Source organism: Bacteroides sp. NSJ-48, from assembly GCF_014287405.1.
In the GTDB taxonomy this organism is placed as follows: Bacteria; Bacteroidota; Bacteroidia; order Bacteroidales; family Bacteroidaceae; genus Bacteroides; species Bacteroides stercoris.
This window is the reverse complement of record NZ_JACOOD010000010.1, coordinates 1-23,710: the sequence shown is the minus strand read 5'-3', so window position 1 is coordinate 23,710 and position 23,710 is coordinate 1. Positions and strand designations below refer to the sequence as shown.

The 23,710-nt window shown below is 46.5% G+C and carries 16 protein-coding genes; 5 read left to right on the top strand and 11 right to left on the bottom strand.

Annotated features, from left to right (window positions below; genetic code table 11):
* Positions 1-52: 52 nt before the first annotated feature.
* Positions 53-2,143 (bottom strand): RNA degradosome polyphosphate kinase, encoded by a 2,091-nt coding sequence (locus H8S52_RS06575; RefSeq protein ID WP_005657118.1) that lies wholly within the window; start codon positions 2,141-2,143, stop codon positions 53-55.
* Between the two features lie 60 nt (positions 2,144-2,203).
* Here H8S52_RS06575 and H8S52_RS06570 point away from each other — a divergent pair, with 60 nt between their 5' ends.
* The 3 genes from H8S52_RS06570 (at position 2,204) to rfbB (ending at position 4,896) form a co-directional block, all read left to right on the top strand.
* Positions 2,204-2,695 carry a metallophosphoesterase gene (locus tag H8S52_RS06570; RefSeq protein WP_186909509.1) on the top strand — a complete coding sequence of 164 codons (492 nt, stop codon included), beginning with the start codon at positions 2,204-2,206 and terminating at the stop codon, positions 2,693-2,695.
* 134 nt (positions 2,696-2,829) lie between these two features.
* Complete coding sequence (rfbA, locus tag H8S52_RS06565) at positions 2,830-3,702, top strand: glucose-1-phosphate thymidylyltransferase RfbA (RefSeq protein WP_005657113.1); 873 nt, start codon at positions 2,830-2,832, stop codon at positions 3,700-3,702.
* Positions 3,703-3,756: 54 nt separating this feature from the next.
* Positions 3,757-4,896 (top strand): dTDP-glucose 4,6-dehydratase, encoded by a 1,140-nt coding sequence (rfbB, locus tag H8S52_RS06560; RefSeq protein ID WP_186909508.1) that lies wholly within the window; start codon positions 3,757-3,759, stop codon positions 4,894-4,896.
* A 3-nt stretch (positions 4,897-4,899) separates the two neighbouring features.
* Here rfbB and menA read toward each other — a convergent pair whose 3' ends face one another.
* Positions 4,900-5,811: a 1,4-dihydroxy-2-naphthoate octaprenyltransferase gene (gene menA / locus H8S52_RS06555; RefSeq protein ID WP_186909507.1), complete on the bottom strand. Its 912-nt coding sequence runs from the start codon at positions 5,809-5,811 to the stop codon at positions 4,900-4,902.
* 107 nt (positions 5,812-5,918) lie between these two features.
* Between menA and H8S52_RS06550 the strand changes: the two genes are divergently transcribed.
* Positions 5,919-6,821, top strand: coding sequence for a metallophosphoesterase (locus H8S52_RS06550; RefSeq protein ID WP_117906858.1), 903 nt, complete (start codon positions 5,919-5,921; stop codon positions 6,819-6,821).
* A 185-nt stretch (positions 6,822-7,006) separates the two neighbouring features.
* Here the strand turns inward: H8S52_RS06550 and H8S52_RS06545 are convergent, their stop codons facing one another.
* The 9 genes from H8S52_RS06545 to H8S52_RS06505 all read right to left on the bottom strand — a co-directional run bounded on the left by H8S52_RS06545 (position 7,007) and on the right by H8S52_RS06505 (position 21,867).
* Positions 7,007-7,795 carry a DUF4493 domain-containing protein gene (locus H8S52_RS06545; protein WP_117902746.1) on the bottom strand — a complete coding sequence of 263 codons (789 nt, stop codon included), beginning with the start codon at positions 7,793-7,795 and terminating at the stop codon, positions 7,007-7,009.
* A 19-nt stretch (positions 7,796-7,814) separates the two neighbouring features.
* Positions 7,815-9,530 carry a DUF4493 domain-containing protein gene (locus H8S52_RS06540; protein ID WP_186909506.1) on the bottom strand — a complete coding sequence of 572 codons (1,716 nt, stop codon included), beginning with the start codon at positions 9,528-9,530 and terminating at the stop codon, positions 7,815-7,817.
* A 15-nt stretch (positions 9,531-9,545) separates the two neighbouring features.
* Positions 9,546-11,135, bottom strand: coding sequence for a PCMD domain-containing protein (locus H8S52_RS06535; protein WP_117955630.1), 1,590 nt, complete (start codon positions 11,133-11,135; stop codon positions 9,546-9,548).
* A gap of 5 nt (positions 11,136-11,140) precedes the next feature.
* Positions 11,141-12,019 (bottom strand): hypothetical protein, encoded by an 879-nt coding sequence (locus H8S52_RS06530; RefSeq protein ID WP_186909505.1) that lies wholly within the window; start codon positions 12,017-12,019, stop codon positions 11,141-11,143.
* A gap of 6 nt (positions 12,020-12,025) precedes the next feature.
* Complete coding sequence (locus tag H8S52_RS06525) at positions 12,026-12,760, bottom strand: hypothetical protein (protein ID WP_117955640.1); 735 nt, start codon at positions 12,758-12,760, stop codon at positions 12,026-12,028.
* A 13-nt stretch (positions 12,761-12,773) separates the two neighbouring features.
* Positions 12,774-14,942 (bottom strand): DUF4493 domain-containing protein, encoded by a 2,169-nt coding sequence (locus tag H8S52_RS06520; protein ID WP_117955626.1) that lies wholly within the window; start codon positions 14,940-14,942, stop codon positions 12,774-12,776.
* A gap of 10 nt (positions 14,943-14,952) precedes the next feature.
* Complete coding sequence (locus tag H8S52_RS06515) at positions 14,953-16,221, bottom strand: DUF4493 domain-containing protein (protein ID WP_117955624.1); 1,269 nt, start codon at positions 16,219-16,221, stop codon at positions 14,953-14,955.
* A 6-nt stretch (positions 16,222-16,227) separates the two neighbouring features.
* Positions 16,228-18,699, bottom strand: a complete 2,472-nt coding sequence (locus tag H8S52_RS06510; RefSeq protein WP_186909504.1) for a DUF4493 domain-containing protein — start codon at positions 18,697-18,699, stop codon at positions 16,228-16,230.
* 198 nt (positions 18,700-18,897) lie between these two features.
* Positions 18,898-21,867, bottom strand: a complete 2,970-nt coding sequence (locus H8S52_RS06505) for a PEP/pyruvate-binding domain-containing protein (RefSeq protein WP_186909503.1) — start codon at positions 21,865-21,867, stop codon at positions 18,898-18,900.
* 291 nt (positions 21,868-22,158) lie between these two features.
* On the opposite strand from H8S52_RS06505, the gene gdhA reads away from it, so the two are divergent.
* Complete coding sequence (gene gdhA, locus H8S52_RS06500) at positions 22,159-23,496, top strand: NADP-specific glutamate dehydrogenase (RefSeq protein WP_117955618.1); 1,338 nt, start codon at positions 22,159-22,161, stop codon at positions 23,494-23,496.
* Positions 23,497-23,710: the final 214 nt, after the last annotated feature.

Sequence of the window (23,710 nt, the reverse complement as noted above, 5' to 3'; positions counted from 1 at the left end):
CGTGTTGCAGGGAAATGTCATATATGTTACAGAAATGTTACAAACTTCTCTCTCAGCTTTCCACTCTCAGTTCTCCGCTTTTCAGGTATTCGTAGAAAGTATATTGCGCCCGTACTTTCTCCTTTTGCGGACGGGCTGATTTCCAGCGGTTACGCAGGTGGTCGTCCACAAAGCAGGCTTTGCGCTTGTCCGAGAGCTGGATGGAAAGCATGTCCGACAGTTCCCGTTTCAAATCCGGGTCCAGAATTGGGGTTACAGCCTCTATGCGGCGATACAGGTTCCGGCGCATCCAGTCCGGCGAACCGAGGAAAAGTTTCGGCTTCCCGCCGTTGCCGAAGTACCACACGCGGGCATGTTCCAGAAATGTATCCACAATACGTGTTACACGGATGTTACGGCTGTACTTCCGTCCGGGAATGAGGCAGCAGATACCCCGTACGATAAGGTCTATCCTGACTCCGGCCTGCGAGGCTTCGTACAGGCGGTCTATCATGGCGGGGTCTTGCAGGGCGTTCATTTTGAGTATAATCCTTCCTTGTTTTCCGCTTTTCGCCAGTTCTATTTCATGGTCGATGAGGCGGTTCAGTTCGGGAATCAGGTTGAAGCGTGCCACCAGCAGGCGGTGGAACACGGGATTTTCCTTGCCCTGAAAAGTGCGGAACAGGTTGTGCAGGTCGTTTACGAGTATGGGGTTGCAGGTGAACAGACCGGAGTCGGCATAGAGCGTGGCGGTCTTTTCGTTGAAGTTTCCGGTGCTGATGTAGGCATAGCTGGGCAGTTTGTGGCCTTGTCTGTCGCGGCGCAGCACAAGGGCTACTTTGGCATGTACCTTCAGTCCGGGCAGGCTGAACAGGATATTGATACCGGCGGCTTTCATCATCTCGGCGGTGGCAAGGTTGTTCTCCTCGTCGAAACGGGCTTTCAGCTCTACGAAAACGGTTACTTTCTTACCGTTCTGCGCGGCGGCTATCAGGGTGTTGATAACTGCGGAGTTTTCCGCAACGCGGTATTGGGTTACCATGATTTCGCGCACGGTGGGTTCGTGTACGGCTTCGTACAGGAAATGGATGAAGTGCTCGAAAGAGTGGTACGGGTAGTGCAACAGCAGGTCTTTTTTCTCCACATACCGGAAGATGGACTCCCGCTCGTCCAGGCAGGTCAGCTTCATGGGCTGAGGCTTGCGGATGGGGCGCACGGCATTGTTCGGATTGGGCAGATGCCGCAGGTCTTCCATATTGAGGTGTTTGTCGCCCGGAACCAGTTCCTGGCGGTTGATGCGGAAGGCATCTACAAGGAAGTCCAGAAAATCGTCGGGCATGGCGCGGTCGTATACAAAACGGCAGACGGCTCCTATCTTGCGTTTTTTCACTTTGCTTTTCACCTGCTCTATAATTTCGGATGTGTTGGCGGACTCGTCTATCAGTATGTCCGCATCCCGCGAAATCTTGATGCAGTAGCTGCTGTCCACATCGTAGCCGGGGAATATCGTGTCGATATTGGCTTTGATGATGTCCTCGATGAACATCAGGTAGTAGTTCTTCCCGTGCTTGGGCAGCTCGATGAAGCGGGGCACTTTGCTGTAGGGCAGCTTCATCACGAAGTATTGGGGAGTTCTTCCTTTGTTTGCTTGTCCCTCTGTGCCCTTGTCTCCTTTCGGATACAGTCGTATGGCAAGGTACAGGCGGTTGTCGCGCAGGAACGATATTACCTTGTCCTTGCTGACGGGTACGGGAGAGAGATACGGAAAGATTTCTTCCCGGAAGAAGCTCCGCAGGAATTCTTTATGAAAAGGCTCTACGTTGCGGCTCTGGTAGAAGATGATGTGCTGTTGCCGTAGGGCGGGCAGTATTTTCTGTTCGTAGATGCGGATACGCTCTTCCAGTTGGCGGTTCACCTCTTCGTTGATTTCGGACACCAGTTGCATGGCGGACTGCACACTCTCTTCATCGCTGTGTGCGGCGCCGGTGGCAATGGCCTTATGGTCGGCCACACGTATTTTGTAGAACTCTTCCAGGTTGGACGAGTATATGGATATAAAGTTGATGCGCTCGTACAGCGGCAGTGTATCGTCTTCCGCTTCCAGCAATACCCGGTAGTTGAATGACAGCCAACTGATGTCGCGCTTGAAATATCTGCTCTCCATAAATAAGATTAGGTTTATTTTCCAAATATAGCTACCTTTGCACACATAAACAAATGAAAAATGACAAAAGTTGGTTTACTGTCGGATACGCACGGGTATTGGGATGAGAAGTATTTGCAGTACTTCGAGCCGTGCGATGAAATATGGCATGCAGGTGACATCGGTACATTGGAAGTGGCACAGAAGCTGGCGGCTTTCCGTCCGTTCCGTGCGGTGTACGGCAACATAGACGGGCAGGATCTGCGCCGGCTCTATCCGCAGGTGCTCCGTTTTACGGTAGATGGCGCCGAGGTGATGATGAAACATATCGGCGGCTATCCCGGCAAATACGATCCGTCCATACAGGGAAGCATTCTGGTGCATCCGCCCAAACTGTTCATCAGCGGTCATTCGCATATATTGAAGGTGAAGTTCGACAAGACACTGAGCATGCTTCATATAAACCCTGGCGCAGCGGGCATTTACGGCTTTCATAAAGTGCGTACCATGGTGCGTTTCGTTGTGGACAACGGCGTGTTCAAAGACCTTGAAGTCATAGAGCTTGCAGGCTGATTTTGACTTTATTATTTTGTCATGTCAGAACTTTTTCAGAACTTTGTGCCCTGAATAGCAACGAGAGCCGTGGGGCATTGTCCTCCTTCTTATTTTATTCTACATTTGAAGTCAATCCAATAAAGAACTGAAATATGAAAGGAATTATTCTTGCAGGTGGCAGCGCCACTCGTCTCTATCCATTGTCAAAGGCTATCTCCAAGCAGATTATGCCGGTCTACGACAAACCCATGATTTACTATCCCCTTTCCACATTGATGCTGGCGGGAATACGTGAAGTGCTGATTATCTCCACTCCACGCGACTTACCCATGTTTCGCGATTTGTTAGGAACAGGCGAGGAGCTTGGTATGTCTTTTTCTTATAAGATACAGGAAAAGCCCAACGGACTGGCACAGGCTTTCGTGCTTGGAGCGGAATTTCTGAACGGTGAGCCGGGATGCCTTATCTTGGGCGATAATATGTTCTATGGTCAGGGCTTTTCCGCCATGTTGAAGCGTGCCGCTTCTATCGAGAAGGGTGCATGTATCTTCGGCTATTATGTAAAAGACCCGCGTGCATACGGCGTGGTAGAGTTCGATGCCGACGGCAAGGCCATCTCTCTGGAAGAGAAACCGGCACAGCCCAAGAGCAATTATGCGGTTCCCGGTTTGTACTTCTACGATTCTACTGTGACGGAAAAGGCCGCCGCCTTGAAGCCTTCTGCCCGCGGTGAATATGAAATAACCGACCTCAACCGTCTTTATCTGGAAGAAGGAACGCTGAAAGTGGAACTCTTCGGACGTGGATTCGCCTGGTTGGATACGGGTAATTGCGACAGCCTGCTCGAAGCAAGCAATTTCGTTGCCACCATACAGAACCGTCAGGGGTTCCGTGTGAGCTGTATCGAGGAGATAGCATGGCGCAAAGGCTGGATAGATGTAGACCAGCTCCATCGTCTCGGCGAACAGCTCGGAAAAACCGAGTACGGCAAATATCTGATGGAACTTGCAGACTCGTACCGCTGACAAGAAACATGTGACTTCTCTATTTCTTAATTTTTAATTCTCAATTTTTAATTTATGAAGACTTATCTTGTAACCGGTGCTGCCGGTTTTATCGGAGCTAATTATATAAAGTATATTCTGGCAAAGCACGACGATATAAAAGTTGTAATATTGGATGCCCTGACCTATGCGGGCAATTTAGGTACTATTGCCAAGGACATTGATGATGAACGTTGCTTCTTCGTGAAAGGCGACATCTGCGACCGTATCCTTGCCGATGAACTGTTTGCCAAATATAAATTCGATTATGTGGTGAACTTCGCAGCCGAAAGCCATGTAGACCGCAGTATCGAGAACCCGCAACTGTTCCTTATGACCAACATTCTGGGTACTCAGAATCTGCTGGATGCCGCCCGTCGTGCATGGGTGACGGGTAAGGACGAGTCAGGCTATCCTACCTGGCGTAACGGAGTGCGCTATCATCAGGTATCTACGGACGAGGTTTACGGTTCGCTGGGAGCGGAAGGCTTTTTCACGGAGAAGACCCCGCTGTGTCCGCATAGCCCGTACAGCGCCTCTAAGACTAGTGCCGATATGGTGGTGATGGCCTATCACGATACCTACAAAATGCCTGTCACCATTACCCGCTGTTCCAATAACTACGGCCCGTATCACTTCCCGGAAAAACTGATTCCGCTGATTATAAAGAATATCCTTGAAGGCAAGAACCTGCCGGTGTACGGTGACGGCAGCAATGTACGCGACTGGCTGTACGTGGAAGACCACTGCAAGGCCATCGACCTTGTGGTGCGCAAAGGCGTGGAAGGTGAGGTTTATAACGTAGGCGGCCATAACGAAAAGACCAATCTGGAAATTGTAAAACTGACTATCGCTACTATCCGCCGTCTCATGGAAGAGGAACCGAAATACCGTGCAGTCCTGAAAAAGCAAGTGAAAGATGCCGGCGGACAGATTGACATCAGTTGGATAAACGAGGATTTGATAACGTTCGTGAAGGACCGCCTCGGTCATGACCAGCGTTATGCCATCGACCCCACCAAGATAACGGATGCCTTAGGCTGGTATCCCGAAACAAAATTTGAAGTGGGTATCGTTAAGACCATCGAATGGTATCTGAATAATCAGGACTGGGTGGAAGAAGTTACCAGCGGCGATTATCAGAAGTACTACGAAAGAATGTACGGAAAGAAATAACCGTTACAGAATAAAGGCAAGGCTTAGCAACAAGCCGAAGAACAGCATATTACGTGAAGTTTCACCTAATATGCTGTTTAGTTTTTTACCGCTTCGTATGGCTACCATTCTGCGCCAGGTCAGTACATGCAGACAGAGGTAGACGCAGGGAGCCCAGATAAAGGCAAGCGGCTCTATTTTGCCGGTATAAACAAACCATAGGCTGAGCAAGGCAGCTGCCACACCTAATCCCAGATACAGGTAACGGCCGAAAGGTTCGCCGAAACGGACAATCAGCGTACGTTTGCCGCTGAGGGCGTCCTGTTCCCGGTCGCGGTAGTTGTTTACGACCAGCAAGGTGTCTATTACCAGGCCACAGATGAACGAGGCTACCCATACGTCGGCCGTAATGACGTGGGCTTGTACGTAATAAGTTCCGCCTACGGGGATAAAGCCGAAGAAAACCAGTACGAGCAAGTCACCCCAGCCTTTGTAGGAGAGTAGGGTGGTGTATAGGAAAGCGAATATTACGCAGAGCAACCCCAGCAGTATCAGTTCCCAACCGCCGTGAGGCAATTGTCCCCAGCACTGCTGCAAGAGTGTGCAACCTATGAGGCAGGAGAATATGAGCATGCCTGCTATCCCTCGTTTCATGGCTGTGGGAGTAATCCAGCCTTGTGCGCAGGCGCGTTCGGGGCCGAGGCGGTCTGCACGGTCACTACCTTTCAGGTAATCGTAAAGGTCGTTGATGAAATTGGCGGCAATCTGCATGCCGCAGGCAAACAGCGCACATAGCAGCGCCGGTATGATGTTGAATGTTTCATCGGCAAATGCCAGGGCGGAACCTGTCAATACGGGAATAACGGCTCCCGTCAGTGTCTTGGGACGGGCGGCAAGTATCCATGCGTGGAACGAGTTGGTAGCTATTGCTTTCATGTCGTACTTTTAGAAAGTTATACTACAAAGATAGTTAAAGGATTTGTTATCTTTGCACTGCTATTCGGGTAAAATTATTCGTTGTACCAAACAATAAAGATAAATCTATGGCTCAAGCGCTGTTTTATAGAGGGTTCGGGAGACTGCTGTTTTTTTCTTTTCCGGTATTGCTGTTCTTTTCATCATGCCGGTCTGCGCGTAATTTTACCTCTCCTCTTCCCGGTGAGTATTCTGTCCGGATATCCGGATTTCCGGCATCCGGATATAAGAATGTGAAGCGCGTCAGGCAGTATGAGTTTGCACACCGTGATGTTCCTGCCGCATTCGACGGTTGCCGGCTGGCTTTTGTTTCGGATTTGCACTACCGTAGTTTGCTGAAAGAGAAAGGGCTGAAGGACATCACCCGACTGTTGAATGATTTGCAGGTCGATGCCTTGCTGATAGGTGGCGACCTGCATGAGGGCTGCGAGTATGTTCCGGCTGTGATTGCGGCATTGGGAGCTGTGAAAGCGCCTTTGGGCACTTATGCCGTTCTTGGAAACAATGATTATGAGGCTTGTTACGATGATATTCTAAAGGAAATGGAGCGTCAGGGTATCCGTTTGCTGGAGCATAAAGCGGATACTTTGAAACGGAATGGTGAGCGGATTGTGATAGCCGGGGTGCGCAATCCTTTCAATCTTGAACGGAACGGGCAGTCGCCTACGCTTTCCCTCTCTCCCGATGACTTCGTCATATTGCTGACGCATACTCCCGATTATGCCGAAGATGTTCCCATAACCAATGCCGATCTTGTGCTTGCAGGACATACGCATGGCGGACAGGTAACGCTGTTTGGGCTGTATGCTCCTGTAGTTCCTTCTCGTTACGGGCAACGTTTTCTGAAAGGGATAAAGACCAATTCCGAGAAGCAACCTGTCATCATAACAAATGGTATCGGAACTTCCAGTAAGAATCTGCGGTTGTTTGCACCAAGTGAGGTGGTAGTCTTGACGCTGAGAAAGTTATAAGCGTATTTATATTTGTGCCATGCCTGTGGCACAACTGTGCCTATTGGACGGCACAACTGTGCCACCCTAAGAACACATTATGCTGTCAGGGTGGAATAGTTGGAGGATGTCTTTTACGTCATCACTCTGATATTTCAAACAGATGATGGTGTTGCTGAAAACGCAAAATGGATATATCCCGCGTTTTATAAGTAGGGATTTACTTCTACATCTTGAGGCTTTTCTTCTACGGTGTCGTCAACCGAAATTCCCATGTCAATTCTACCGCTGGCGCTGGTTTTTATATTCAGTTTATACCATTTTGCCGCTTCAAGCTGAATGGTTTGCGTTGCTGTACGTACATTGCCTTTATATGTACCGGAAACGGTGCATTTCAGATTAGGATTTTTACTGTCGATGTTAAAAAACGCTGCATCGTATGTACTGTTGCATTTGCCGTTACTGTCGAAAGTGATGATCCGTGAAGGTTCCGCTTCTGTAGAAACCTCAACGGTATAACCATTGAAGACCTGTGCAAAGACTTCGTCATAGGCAATACTTACTTTGGCATTGGCCATAGTGCAGGTTACTTTGACGTTGCTTATCTCATTGGTCTTGACTTCAAAAGGGGCGCTTGTTCCGAAGTAACGTATTTGTCCCACTCCGTCATTAGCGGATTGTCCAACCTCTTCCGTGCAGCTTTCAGCCGTAACTGTGTAGCCGCTTCCTATGGGGAAGATGAAGGTGGTATTCTTAAAGGTCAGAAAGTTGGTTGACTCTAATTTTACATTGCCGTTTTGGAGGACTTGTATGTTGTAGTCCTTCGCATCCGTTTCCGTAAGGTCTGTTACCGTGCGGGTGCTTACTTCGATTTCAGGAGCAGTGGAGTTTTCCAGAGTGAGATTAATCTGGCCGCATTCTTGTACCGGTTCATCATTATTGGTGCAGGCTGCCGCAATCAGCGCAATTCCTGCTAAAGCTAAAAGTTTCTTCATTGTTATAATTGGGGTTTAATTATTCGTAATCATAGTTTAAGACAACATTGTCTATTTTGAGAACACTGCCCACGACACGGTCTTCTCCAAAGGGAGAACTACCGTAATCACCGTTTTCTCTATGCATATTGGAGATAGTGGTATCGTAACCGGATTGAAAAAAGACAGTAATATATTTGGCCTTGCTTTGCATATGCTCTTTATTATATTCAAATTTGAGAGTCTGTGCGGTATACTCCTCTTGTTCGGATGAGTTGAATTCAATGGTACTTGCAATTTCTTTTTTATCCGCATTATATACTTTGGCATAAGCCAGGCACTTGTCATTGATGACAGGGGAATATTTGTAGTCGAACGATATGCTTGTAGGACGGCTTTCATGCTGTATGCCTAATGTGTATGTATCGGTGTTTTTATTGAATGTGCCTGTGAAAAGGTAACCTGCATATGCTGTTCCGTTATCCCGGGTATAAGTATATACTTCATCTCTGCTCCAAATGCCACTGACTTTTTTGTTGTAGAATGCCAATGTTGAAATTTCTACAGCATTTGCGTCTTTACTGCTGTCTGCTGTTGGAACAGTACCGGAACACCAGCGCCACCAGACTCCATAACCGACTCCTGTTCCCCAGCCTGTGGCACTTTCCCCACCTTTGGTCGTTCTTTCATTTCTCGTGTTCCAACCTGGAAGGTAATAACAATATAATGGACGGCTCCAACTGCCGTTACCTCCATTTATCTCTTTTTTATTCCAGACTGATTCAAAATTGCCATTCTCCAATTGTTCTGCACTTTCCATTGTTACTTGCTGTGAATTAGTACAGATGATGCTTCCAAAGCGGGAACGGATGGTATATTGGTTGTTGGCAACGAGCCCCTTTATAACAGTCTTTCCATTATCATTTATAGCTTGTATCCAGTTAATTCCGTCCGCTGAAGCTTCGTACACGATATTGGCCAATACTTTTTCCGTCATTTCCGGTTTGGAGCTCATATTCGCTGCCGTCATAGGAGTAATATATATAAATGTACTCCATACATCTCCTTCCATTTGCTCCGGTAGTGTAAAAGAAGGCAAATCGGGATTGCAATTCAGTGTATAGCGATTAGCGACAAGCACGTCTTTTAGTTCCCAAGAGTTCGATTTTGCTTCATTTAAAGTATTCGTACCGGATAATGTTAATGTATAATCCTTGCCTGCCGGTACAAAAAAGTCAGCATTATTAGGGATTTCTCGTATGCTTGTCCCATCGGAAATCTCGATTTTGTAGGTGTCGTAGTGCTCAAGCAAATTATCGGCTATTGCAGGATGGACGATTGCGCAGGATAGCTTTACGGAAAGGCTCTTTGCTGTTTCCGTGGCTGTTGTAATACGGAATTCCTCTGTTGCGGCATATAAATAAGGGGCGGTTCCCATGTTTTCCGTTCCATAAGATGCTTCTAACCTGTAAAAGCCTTCATCCAATACTAAAGACGTGAACTCTCCTGTTTGGTTGTACACCACTTCTCCGGTTTGCGTATCGGTTACTTTGTATGTCAGTTCAGATGCTGTCGGTGCGGTAAAAGTGCTTGTGGCACGGGTGACTGTCTCTGCTGAGGCTTCTGCCGAAATATCCACATCTTTCAGCACGAGCCGTCCTTTGCCTTTGTACGAGGGTTGCAAAACGTCTTCCTGGCAGCTTGCAAACCCAAGAAACAGGCAGAGTATGAATATGTATCGCATTGCGTTTCTCATATCTTCTTATTCTTTTCAATAGTCATAATCCAAACTAAACTCATCTACGTAAAGTGTGCTTCCTCTGCCCCCTACGAAGTAGTCGCCATATTTACTTGCCGAGCATACGATGACAATGTAGGTCGGTACACGGTTAGTAGCACGGTAGTCCAGATTCAATTCAAACTTTTTGTATTCCGTTACCGTTGTTCCGCTGTACATTTCGGCATAGGCGATGATATGTTCGTCGTTTTTGTCAAACAGCTTTCTGTTGGTAGGGCGGGTGCGTATCTCTATCGGTTCCGTCCAATCGCCCAAAGCGATGTATATGGCACATGTATCGGGCTTTCCCTTGTAATTTTGGAAACGCGTATAGTCCTGACTGCCTTCGGCTGGCAAGTCTGTAATAGGTGCGGTGGTATATTTGTAGTATCCTTTCAATTTTGTCGGGCGGCCTGTAAATGGCTGGCCGAAGTTCAAAATACCGTTTGTACCGTCCACCTTGATGAATTTTCCCGTAAACAGGTTGCCGGCGGCAAATTTCACGATTACGTTCTTCGATTCCAGCCTGGCTGCTTTGCCGCTTCCGGTAGCGGTGTCATCGGTGGGGGTGGAATTGCTCTGACTGGCTGTGGTAACGCCTATATTGCCGGTATCCCAAAATGGCGTACTATTTTCTTCCCAGGGATTTGCCACTTTGCCATCCATGCTCCAATAATCGAAAGAAGCATTGGGCAATTCTATTGCCGCTGTAGTGGTGAAGGTCTTTTCCGTACTTATGGAAGTTCCCGAATATGCACGACAGACATAGGCGGTCGATGCTTTCAGGTGAGGAATACGGGCCGAGAAACTGCCACCGGTCGTTATCATATAGGAAGCATCCACTTTCTGCCACTCTTCAGAGGTTGCCTCACGTATTTCGAAGCCGTTGTCTTCGCTTTCAAGCCCTTCTCCATATAGCCAGGCTACATTGACCCAACCGTCTGCCGATGTTATCTTGACAGCATCTGTTTCGAACACATTGAGTGTCCAGTCTTCCAGTATATCCCGGTAAGTGACGATTACGATTTGCGGTTGTCCGCCTGTAAAGTTCATTACCGTGGAGTTGCCGTCGTATCCGTGTATGGTGGAGCCGGTAGGTCCTAACTTTAGTTCTTTGATTTTAATCTTGGACAAATCCTGCTCTTTGCTTACATAGGCAATGGCTCTTCTCTCTTTTTCGTTTACATAGAAAACAGCCTCACCGATTTGGCCTTCTACAACAAAACGGCGGTCAATCGGCTGTTTGGCTATGATTTTCCACGGGTAATCCTGATAGAGGGACAGGATAACCGTTTGAGGATTGGTCAGGTCGAAAGTCGTGTCCGGGCGTAAGATGCTTCTTGCACCTTCCGTCATTTCCACTTTCCTGATATATACTTTCTTCATATTTACGGTATCGGCAAGGGTCACTGTCACTGTACGGTTCTCCGTACTGATAACCGCTCCTGTGGTTTCCCCCTCTACTTCGAGCGCGGTAATGTCGAGCTTTATAATAGGATAGGGTACATTGTTCTCTATGCAGGAGCTCAGCAGCCCTGCCAATATCAGGAACAGTCCGGTTGCATATGTTTTTATTTTCTTCATGTATCTTACAGGCAAAGTGTAATTCCTATATTTATGTTGAACAAGTTTATTTTGAAGTCGGCGCCGCTGGCAGTGCGTTTGCCTGTTTCACCTTCATTGTTCTTCTGTTTTTCTATTCTGTACTTGAAGCCGACAACGCCGAATGACATCTCGGCGCATACATTCTCCATGATGAATACGGCAACACCGGGATTCAATCCCAGATGTATCTCGTGTATGGTGGTTTCCGTGCGTTTCAATGCTTCGTCCTTGCCACGGGTGAAAGTGCTGCTGCCATTGTTGTAGGAAAGCGAACTCTCATTGAAGAATCCGAAGCGCTTGCCTCTGTCCAGTCCCACATACGAACGGTGGAACAGCGCGATGCTATACGAGTCTTCCGAGTAGCGTATGTCTTTGAGGTCGAAACTCAAATCGTCGTCAATGTTTAGCGATATGTTGCCCAGGTCGGCTACGGTGTGGTTGTACCCGGCTTTGAGTCCGACTATGACATTGTCCTTGAATGCATAACCTACAAATGGTCTGACGGATATTGTACGGAAGTTGCAATCAAAGTCTTTTATCAATGAGAACAGCATCCGGCTGTCCTCGCCGTCATAATTGATATAGGAGAACGTAAGTCCGCCTACCCATTTCTTTTTGGGTATAAAACGGTAATTGATAATTCCCCGGTCGAAGCGTCCGACCGGTTTGGTATAGATAATTTCCGAACTGTCCGGTTGAGCCGCTTCAACAGCCGGCCGTTCAATGTATATCGTGTCGTGTACATAAACTGTCCGTATCCGTAACGAGTCGTGCGTTTGGGATAACGCTTCCTGCGTTTCTTGTGCCCGGACTGTTCCCATACCCACCATGATGCACACCATATATATAAGTAACTTCTTCATCCTTGATTATAAATAAAAGGCCAGTCCCAGACCTATGGAAAACAGGTTTATCTTGAAATTGGCGCTACTTGACGAATGTTCGCCTTGATACACCTGGTTGGTTGTCTGTTTGGTTTTGCTGAAGTTCAATCCAAGCACACCGATACTGACTTCTACGGCAGTATAGTTGTTGATGAATGCCACAATGCCCGGTGCTGCTCCGATGCTCATGCCGGTGGTTGTGGCGAAAGTTCCGGTGACCGACTCGTCCTTTCCGTTTATTACTCTGGATTGGCTGCCCGACCATTCCAGCTGGGTTTCGTTAAAGAGTGCAAACCGCTTGCTTTTGCCCAAACTGATGTAGTTGCGCAGTATCAGCATACCTGAATATGTGTGTCTCAACTGATACAGGTCGTTGATGTCAAACTGGTTGTCATCATCGATATTCAGCGTTAGGCCATCTATCTTTATCAATGAACGGCTGTAGGCGAACCGGCCTCCGGCCGCTATATTGTCTTTAAACGCATAGCATACCAGGGGGCTGACTTTGAATGTATAGCCGTCGGATTTGAATCCGTCGATAATCAGGAACTGGTAGTTATCCTCGGTATGTTCGGAGTAAGATATCGAACTGCCTGCTATCCACTGGCCTTTGGGAACAAATGTGCTTTGTTCGATTTGGCGTTTGAATTCTTGCGCTTGGACTTTACCTCCTGCGATAGCTGCCAGGGCTAATGTTATGATGATTGCTTTTTGTCTCACTTCACAGATGTTTTTATTCATAAACTAATTCGAAGTCGTCGAGCCACATCGTACTTCCTGTTCCGCCACTGAAATAATCGCCGTACTTGCTGGATGAGGCTACGATGATGATAGCTGTCGGCTTCCGGTTGGTATAACGGTACTCTACCGGAATGTTGAATTCAATCATTCCTTCTCCTTCTGTTGAAGATGTGAAGTCCTTTTCACCATAACCTATGATATACTCACTGTTGACATCGAACAGTTGTGCGCTGCCCGGAGTCTTATAGTTGGTTCTGACTATTACAGGCCATGTTTCTCCGCCATATGTTTCGCCGGGCCAGTTGCCCAATACGATAAAGATGCTTCCTATATCCGGATCGCCCTTGTCGATAAATTCGCAACTGTTGTCGTAATTCACAGTATTGGATTGGTAGCGGACATATCCGCGCAATGCTGTAGGACGGGATTCGAACGGACGTCCCCAACCCAGTACACCATTACCTACGACACCATCCATATTGGTAGCCAGGTATTTGCCGGAAAATACATTGCCGGCCGCAAACTGCCCGATACCTAACATGCTGGCATATTTGGACTCCAGTTTGGCTGAGTAGCTACCGCCATGCTTCACAGAACCGTCTGCGGTGGTTATATCCGTTCCGGCCTTTTGTGAACCATGGTTGCCGGTATCCCAAAACATCGTTCCGCCGGATTCGTATACATAGGTCGGCTTGGAACCATGCCAGTTTTCAAACCCGGCATTGGGGAGTTGGGTGGCTTTCTCCGTAGTGAATCTGCAAATCACGGAAGATGCCTTTTCTCCGGCAACTGCTACATATTCATAGGTGGTAGCCACTTTCAGACCGGTAATGGCAGCTGTCATTTCTTTACCGTTCAACACAGCTTCCACTTCCTTCCAGTCGGATGAGCCGGTTATCCGGTAACGGAATATCAAGGGATCGGATGTTTCTTTCATCAGACCGCCCCGCAAGACTGCTTTCGATGTCCATATGTCACCTTCTGCAACCTCTTTAGTCAGCACCACTGCATCGGAAGCAGATATGGATAATACCCCCTCATTGGTGCGGTTGCGGACATCGGTAGCATGTAATATTATGTTATAAGTCCCTTCTTTTGCAGTGATATGTTTCATTAAACCGTCTGAAAACGTTACACGCATCGTACCGACATCGCTACCGGTATTGTATTTGGATTTGTATGACAGACCGGAAGCTTCCAAACGCCCCCTTTCCATTTCCGTCAGTCTCATGAGGTTCATCCGGACGGGAAGTCCGCATTGTGCGAATTGTTCGCAGTACATGGACAGTTCATTGAGTACGGATGTACTTGTTACGGTATACGATAATTCCGTTCCCATGCCTACTTCATAGAATGCGGAAGAGGTTATATCGAAGTTTTCGCCGCGGAAGATAGGTCGTTGATAAATCTGTACTTCATCGGTTATTTCTCTTATCGGATTGGCGTTGATACTGACTTTTACCGTACCGCCACCGTCTGCATAGTCTGTCGGTATGAAGTTGAAGGACAAGTCGTAGCGATAGGCGGATTGCGCATCCGGAATGTTTCCTTCTTTTGTATAGCTTTTTCCGTTGGGCATGGTTGCTTCCAGATGCCATTGCAGCTTAGTGTTGTCCGCCGGCAGCATGTAGTAGCCGATGGAGTCTTTGGTTTCGGGAAGATAATCTAAAGTGCCGTCTGCAGTGGATACCGTAACCTTATAGGTTTGAAATACGGAGCTTAATGCTTCATCATATTTTACGGCAACTACCGTATTGGCGATGCCGCAAGTCAGCTCCAGGTTGGTAACTTCGCCGCTGTTAATGTGGAAGGGGCGTTCTTCTTTATAGTATACAGTTTCGAAAGAAGCGGGTACTGAGTCGCCTGCCGTAACGAGGGCTGTGTAGCTGCCGGCAGAGAGGTAAAGCGCTTCCGGAAGTTCGTTTACTCCTTTGTATCGGCGGACGGTTCCCTTTTCATTAAGGATGCCGATTGTACAGTGGCGTTGTAAAGAATCCTGCAATTCATCGGTCATAGAACGGGTTGTAACTTTCACCTGGTCGGTTACATCTACTTTCAAATGAAGCATTCCCTCTCCGTTCAAGGTGTCCTTTTCCGAACAGGCGATAAATAAAATCGCTGTTATGGCTGTCAGATAATATTTGAAGTATTTCTTTGGCATTGTGCTTTGCTTAATTTACGATAAGGGCTAATATTGCGGATGCCGTGTTTCCTTTGTCATCCGTAACCTTTAGATTGAATCTGTGGGTTCCGGGAAAGCCCATTAATAATCCTGTAAACCCACTGATATCAAAGTCAATATCGGTTTTACCGACAACTTTATCCCCATAGGGTAGACCTAAGTTCTGAAGTATTCCGATTAACGCTCCCGGATTTGCCAGGTCAAAGTCGGTGAGTCCCAAGTCGGAAATGGCACCTGCAAAATCACTACTGCTGGAAGTAATTCCTATTTCTAAATTCCGGATACCTTCCGGTACCGCTATTTTTACAATTACGGGATAGGGATTGTCCGTTGAGACACCGGGTGGTATGGTTATGCTTTGGGTAATATCGAAACCTTTGCCGGTGATTGCCGGTTTGGTTTCGGGATCCGGTTCGGGATTCGGTTCGGGTTCGGGTAACGGTTCTTCTTCTCCCGGGGCTATGGTTATGTCTTTCTCTACAACCTCACATGTTGCATCTATCTGGATGTCGACCTTTCCAATCTCTCCATTGTCGCCGTCACCACCACTGTTTTGCTTCATCGAATATTTAATGATACGTTCTTCACCGGGAAGGACGTCGATGAAGGCTTTGGACATCGTAACTTTCTCTCCTTGAACAGTAGCGTTGAGGTCGGCAATCAGAATGTTGGTTTCACCGATGGATTTGAAATATCCTGCACGTGTTTCGTCCTTTGCATACTCCAAACGTCCTTCGCCGATGGAAACCTTGACTTTGGAGTCTTCATCCAACAGCTTTTGAAGCTCGTCGTCATAGGCTATTCTCACTTTTATATTATTCAAAGTACAAACCAGTTCTTTAAGATCCGTTACCGTATTTTCGGTAATTTCAAAATCCAGTTTGGAGAAGTAATAGGGCTTTTCGAATTCTGCCGGTTGTACTTCATGAGACATGGCTGTGATACTGTAATGGCTTACCTTTAGCGTGAATATTTCGGGCATCTCGCTGTATTTCCACTCTTGCACCATTTTTCCTTCTTTATCCATATCGTAAATGCGGATGATGAAATTGTCGGTATTGATTCCTGTACGGGTAACGGTGGAAGTTGTTTTCTCGTCTACGGAGACTTTTAATGCAGACAGTCCTATTTGACCTTCGGCACGATTGTCTATGTCGTCAGAGCCTTTTTGGGCGTTTCCCCATTGCTCGCGTTCGCATGAAGAGAATGCCAGGATGGCAAAGAGTGCCAGAGTAAACAGAGTGGTTGATTTCTTCATATTTTGTTATTCGTATATAAGTTCTAAATCGTCTATTTTGAGGCGGCTGCCTAAATGGGTGGTCCAGCCTGTTGCACAATCTGTCAAATCAATTGTTCCGGCTTTCTGTAAATCGTCACTGCCGAAAGAGGTTTTGGTTGTTGATAGGATATTGACATATATGTCAGTTGCTTTTTCCATATTTTCTTGGTAGTCGAGGTTGATATATGCTTCCTGATATTCGCTGTCTGCAGAACTTGCGGCTTCTGATATGTACGAGCCGCCTGCTATGACTTTATTTCCGCTGCGTATCTCAATGTCAACTTTAAAGTTGTCTGTCTGATAGGGAGTGTATTTATACCAGAATTTCATTCCGTAGGGTCGGGAAGCGAAAGAATGTCCTGTTGTTACGGTTTCTTTCTTGTCACTCCAATTATAGGTCCCTATGAATAAGCGTCCTGCTTTTGCTCCCTCGGGGTACATCGTGACAGGGGTACTCGAATATCCTCCGCCGGAACCGGCTGTGTGAATCTCTGCTGCTTTAGCACCGCTTTTTGCGTCTTTTACATAAATAACGGCCGGACAGGTTGTTGTCTGTACCGGTGCCACAACCCATGCTTGGGAATATTTGTTGTTTGTATCCCACCATATATCAGTAGCACCTTTAGTATAAGGGTAATAAAAATAGTGGGTGAAATTTCCAAAAGTCCCTGCAGACCACCGTGTATCGGAATCTGTATGCCAGTCTTCAAAACCGGAATTGGGTATCTGTAGTGCTTCCTCGGTTTTTACGGATACTTCATTCTTGACGGTAATTGTATTGGTTCCACCTATTACGGCTTTAAATATGTAATCGGTGCCAGGCTCTAATCCGCTAACCTCAACCGCATTTTTTATTTTTTCTTGTGATGGAGAAAACCAGTCTCCTGACGCTTTTCTGCATTTTACGGTAACATCCTTAACCGTCTTCAGATATTCGGTTGTTCCCTCCGTGTCTCCAACCAAATAGAGAGTGGTTTTTTTAGCCCATACATCCCCTTCGGGAGCAGTCAGGGAACAGGATGATTCACCGATTCCTACTGTCACGGTCTTTTCTTTATCTCCCGCAATTACTTTTATCTGTTGTGGTTCCTGCAACCCGTCTTTGAACGTGATGGTTACTTGGTGCGTATCTTTGTCACTCTCTATGGTCGTAGGAAATAAAGGTTGCCAATAGCCGTATGCCTGATATTGATAGCTGACTTTGGATATGTCCCCTTTCAAAATGACGGTCAGCAGTATGGTAGTGCTTCCACGTTCGGCATTCATAGGCTTGGCTACGTCAAAACCATTAGGCAGAGATTTGATTTTGAGTACCAATGGCTCTTTGTTTACTTTACTCAATTTGTCTGTTGCGGTCAAGGTAAATGTATTTTCTTCGTCTGTTTCCGAATGAGATATATTGACCAGTACTTTTGTGAAGTCCAACATTGCCATTTTATCGACATTGGTACTTAATCCTTTTAACTCCAGTCCCAGATCTTGTAATGTGGTAAGCATGCCTGGTTCCGGATTTACCAGATCAATCTCGGCGGGCCATCCCTTGCTCAACAGAGAAGGAGAGCGGGTTGTCAAGACACATTTGGATATTCCGCCACGCGCCGTCAGCAAGGCTGATAAAGGGGATTCGGGTTCTGTCCATTCCGTTAACTCCCGGGCAACTCCCGATTCAAATCCCGTTGGCGTAAAGAACGGTGGCTGTGTGTTCAAGGCATCGTCCGAAATATCTATGGTTATCGGCACTCTTTCCGTTTCGTCCGTGAATGATACATCCAATTCCGTACCCCCTGCTTGTACATCAAATTTCAGACGGTAATGCTGGCGTGCCTTTGCATTCTCTATGGTAGCGGCTTCAAATGTGACTTTGTTTCCTTGTTGTTTGCTTCCTGATAGGTAAATGCTTATCTTGCCAGGCTTTACGTATGCAGCCCTTGTTTCATTCTTGCCGAATGAAATGTCCGTACTGCCGGCAGGGCGTATGTTTACGGTGTAGTCTGTAAAATATTTTTTGAAAAGTTCCGTGTATTCTGTCGTAACTTTTACATTGGCAAGATAGCATATGACCGATATGCTTGTACTTTCGTTCTTTTTTATGGAGAACTCTTTTACTCCTTCGTAGTACGGGGCTCCAAAACCTTGGGTTTCTATGTTTCCATAAGTGGCCTTTAGTGTATAGTTGCCGGCTGCAATTTCCGTTCCGTCTGTAAAGTCGGCATACTTGTTCCAGCTAAGTTGTACATTATTATTTTGAAGAACGGTAATTGAGAAGTCGTTGATGTCGGGTAATGTCTCTTCATCAGCGATAGCACGTGTTACCATGTTTTCTACATTTGTATCAACTGCTAATCTCAGATTAAGTCTGCCCTGGTTTGCAGTTTGTTCATTCTCCCGCTCACATCCGGTCAATGTAATACATATTACTGTAAACAGGGTTAGAAAAGTTATATATTTTTTACCCATTAACAACAGTGTTTGGTTATCTTTTTACCTGCTAATTCTTGAAGTCGGGTACAAAAATATGTTTTTTAGATGAGATAATTAGCGCTTATCGCCTTATTTTGCGGTTATAAATGAAAAATGGGACATCATTTGTCCCATTTTTCTCAAAAAAAGAATAGTTGATTAATCTGGTTTTAATCTTGTTTTAGACATAAAATCTTATCGTGAGGGTAGCAATACTACTCCCTGTTTCTTCTTTCCGTCCATTTTGGCGGTTATAGGATGTTCAAAGTGCACGTGACGCAGGTATTTGGACTCATATACAGCAGGTTGTGCATTCAGAAAGTCTTGATTATACACGCCGTCATTCATGAAAGCATTGATTGTGAAATAGCCTACTCCGAATGAAGTCAGGTTCTGAAAAAAGTGTGTTCCCTGACTAGGATCGACACGATAGTTCGTCAGTCCTGCTTCTACAATGATACGCGCTGCACTGATGTGGGGCCATTTAACGGGAATACCGAGCCAGGTATCACTGCTGCCCCAACGTCCCGGTCCTATCAGTACATAGTTCTTGCCCTCGTCCAAAAATTGCTGGTTCAATTTTTCTATCTCCCAGGCTATTTCCTGATTGTGGGAAGCGCTGTAGTTGTCGGTCTTTACATAAATTACATCCTGTAATTCATTCATTATGCCATGCCCTAACGAATTATTGGAACGGAGCAGCAGTTTTTCATCGGGGATGGCTGTGAGGTCCTCGTCAAGCATTTCCTTGCTGTCGACAATCGGGCGTATTTGCAACAGATAGAACGTTCCGGTCTTGTCCTTTTCACGGTTCATGGTAGCTGCAAATTCGATTTCTACAGGACGGCGCATTTCCTGCTGTCCGTATTTTAATGCCAATTGCAAAATGCGGGGCAGAGGAAATACATCATGCTGCAAGATATTGGCGAAGGTGATAACCTTGCGCCCGCCCGGATATAAACCGTCACGGATTATCTGGTCGTAAGGGTCGTAGGTGGAAGCTATATATTTGAGAGCACCGTCTTTCTCGGCCTCTTTTACGTGTAATTTCAATAGGTTGAAACCATCGTCAATGGAGAAGTCATGTCCGGCGTTACGCAGGTCGAGTGCATAAAAACGTGTTTGGGTTTCTTTGAGCGCAATCTCCATTTCGCTGGTTTGCAGAACCTGGTTGGGGTGATAGGGAGAGAACCGGAGAGTCATACCGCCGTCCACGATGTATTTGCCCAGCCCGAGTGCCAGATTGACAATACCCTCTTCAGCTTTTTCGTCTCCGATAGGATAATAGTTGAGCGAACGCGCCACGCCCGACATGGACGGGTAATAACGGTCGCCATACTGGTTGCCGACCACTTCCTGCAGGATTACGGCCATTTTCTCCTGGTCGATGACATTGCTTGTGGCTTGCATATAAGCCTTTGAATCGCGGAAATATACAGAAGCGTAAACTCCCTTGATTGCATCGCTGAGCATACGGAGCATTTCATACTTATCGTCCAGATAAGGAATCATATAAGTATTGTATATACCGGCGAAAGGTTGGTAATGGGAGTCTTCCAATAGTGAGGAAGAGCGGATGGCAATAGGTGATTTTACCACATCGAAGAAAGTGAAAAAGTCCTCAACCAGACGGTCGGGCAGTTTGGCTTTCAGAAAGTAGCGGAGAATCACATCGTCATCGTCATCGGACAGGGCTATCTGATACAGATTGTTGGTGTCCATGAACTCATCGAACACATCCGTACATAGTACTACCGTTTTGGGTATGGCAACGCGGGCATTTTCAAATTCGTCGAATTCCGGATGATGTTTCACCATGTTGTCAATGAATGCCAGACCACGGCCTTTGCCGCCCAGTGAACCGTCGCCGATACGGGCAAAGTTCGAGTAACGGTCGAAACGGTCGCGTTTGAAAACAGCTACCACACCCTGGTTTTTCATCTTGCGGTACTTTACAATTGCTTCAAAGATGATTTTGCGGTGGGCATCCACATCCTGAAGACTGTTCCACGTAATAGGTTTCAAGAACTCGCCAATGGGAAACATGGCGCGTGAATAGAGCCAGCGGCTCACATGGTTGCGGCTGATATGATAGAGGAACGATTCTGCCGGTACGGCAAAGAGGATATTCTGAAGTTCTTTCAGATTCTTGACGCGGGCAATCTCTTCCAGTGTGTCGGGGTTGCGGAAGATAAAGTCGCCGAAACCGAAATTGTCCGATACGATACGGCGCAGGTCTACGTCCATTTTCTTTGAATTCTTATCGATAAAAGCCGCATCGTATTTGGCTGCGTACGACACGTTCTCCGATTCGGACGATTGTATAATCAATGGAACAAACGGGTCTTCTTTCCGTATGGCGGCACACAGCTTGATACCAGCGAGTGCGTCTTTCTCACCGCGTTCAACGCGAGGGAAGCGGACGTCGGTGATAACTCCCAGTATGTTGTTCTTGTATTTTTCGTATATGCCGATTGCTTCGTTGTAGGTACGTGCAAGGACGATTTTAGGGCGCCCTCTCATACGTAGCGTACGTTGGTGGGCATTCAATGCTTCAGTGGAAAACTCCTGGCTCTGTTTCAATACGAATTTATAAAGATTGGGCAGGATAGAGGAGTAGAAACGGATACCGTCTTCTACCAGAAGAATAATCTGTACGCCCACTTCACTGACGTCGTGTTCCAGATTCATCTTGTCCTCTATCAGCTTGATGATGGAAACCAGCAAGTCGGTGTTCCCCAGCCAGCAGAAGATATAATCGAACGAACTGAGATCCTCGTTGGCAATGCGTTTGGTGATGCCGTGGCTGAACGGGGTCAGAATTACCATAGGGATGTGTTCGTATTGTCCCTTGATGGTTCGCGCTACGTCAAATCCCTCATTATCTCCCGTTCCCGGCATACATATAATAAGGTCGTATGGCATGGACGATAGTTGGGACAATGCTTCCTCGCAAGTAGATACCTGTGTAAAGCGCGGCGGATAGCGCAGGGAGAGTGAAGTATATTCATTAAAGATTTTTTCGTCGATACGGCCGTCGTCTTCCAGCATGAAAGCATCATAAGGATTGGCGATTAAAAGCACATTGAAGATACGTCGCGTCATGAGGTTGGCAAACTGCGTATCTTTGAAATAGAGCTGGTTTAATTTAAACTTACTGAGCATGTTTTCTCATGGTTTATTAGTTCGGAGGACAAAAGTAGCAATTTAAATGAAGAATGAGGAATGAAGGATAAAGAATTACCTTTGCAAGCAGTTTATACAGTTGTCCCCTGCTTTTTTGTTTGTTGTTCTTTTATATTCTATGTGATTTGACGTTTTATCATTATTTAATCAAAATATTACTGCAGTGTTTAGGTGTTTTGAAAAGTTTTCCTATATTTGCAGTGTTGTTTGTTGACATTTTGTTCAGGCAATAAATAGTTAACAAGGTAATAACCTTTAAAACGTAATATTATGAATATCGAACGTATCATGTCCTCTTTGGAGGCAAAGCATCCCGGCGAGTCTGAATATCTTCAAGCCGTAAAGGAAGTACTTCTTTCTATCGAAGATATCTACAATCAGCATCCTGAGTTCGAGAAGGCAAAAATCATAGAACGGTTGGTTGAACCCGATCGTATTTTTACTTTCCGTGTTACGTGGGTGGATGATAAAGGCGAGGTGCGGACTAATCTCGGTTATCGCGTACAGTTCAATAATGCTATCGGTCCGTACAAAGGCGGTATTCGTTTCCACGCTTCAGTAAACCTCTCTATCTTGAAGTTCTTGGGGTTTGAACAGACTTTCAAGAATGCTTTGACCACTCTGCCTATGGGTGGCGGTAAAGGCGGTTCCGATTTCTCTCCGCGCGGTAAGAGCGATGCGGAAGTGATGCGTTTCTGTCAGGCTTTCATGTTGGAATTGTGGCGTCACCTCGGTCCGGATATGGACGTACCCGCCGGTGATATTGGTGTAGGTGGTCGTGAAGTGGGCTATATGTTCGGTATGTATAAGAAACTGACACGCGAATTTACAGGAACTTTCACAGGTAAAGGTCTGGAATTCGGCGGTTCATTGATACGTCCCGAAGCAACCGGTTTCGGTGGATTGTATTTTGTAAACCAAATGCTGGAAACCAAAGGTATAGATATCAAGGGTAAGACGGTTGCTATCTCCGGTTTCGGAAATGTGGCTTGGGGTGCAGCTACCAAGGCTACCCAGTTGGGTGCTAAGGTTATTACGATTTCCGGTCCCGACGGTTATATCTATGACCCGAACGGCATTAGTGGCAAGAAGATAGATTATATGTTGGAACTCCGTGCATCGGGCAATGATATCGTAGCTCCGTATGCCGATGAATTCCCCGGCTCTACTTTCGTTCCTGGCAAACGTCCGTGGGAGGTGAAAGCCGATATTGCTTTGCCTTGTGCAACGCAGAATGAGTTGAATGGGGAAGATGCACAGCATCTGATTGATAATAAGGTGACTTGTGTGGGTGAAATCTCCAATATGGGATGTACCCCCGAAGCTATCGACCTCTTTATTGAAAACAAGATTATGTATGCACCGGGTAAGGCTGTGAATGCAGGCGGTGTGGCTACCAGCGGATTGGAAATGTCACAGAATGCAATGCATCTCAGTTGGAGTGCGGCTGAGGTAGACGAGAAACTTCATGCCATTATGCACGGTATCCATGCTCAGTGCGTGAAATACGGAACAGAACCCGACGGCTACATCAACTACGTGAAGGGTGCTAATATCGCCGGCTTCATGAAGGTAGCTCACGCCATGATGGGTCAGGGAATTATCTAAGGAAAAACTTTGTTTAGTTGTATTTGTATTTGTGGTTTGTGAGGTTGTGTCAAAATGCTGACACAGCCTTTTTTTATGCGCAAAGCCCAGACTTTCTCAAGCCCGGGCTTTGTTATTACCCAAAGTTTTCGTATCTTTAGGCATAAAGTTTTTCGTTATGGCAAAGTTACATTTTCGTCCTTACATTCCCAACCAAACCGTTCTTTTTCCACAA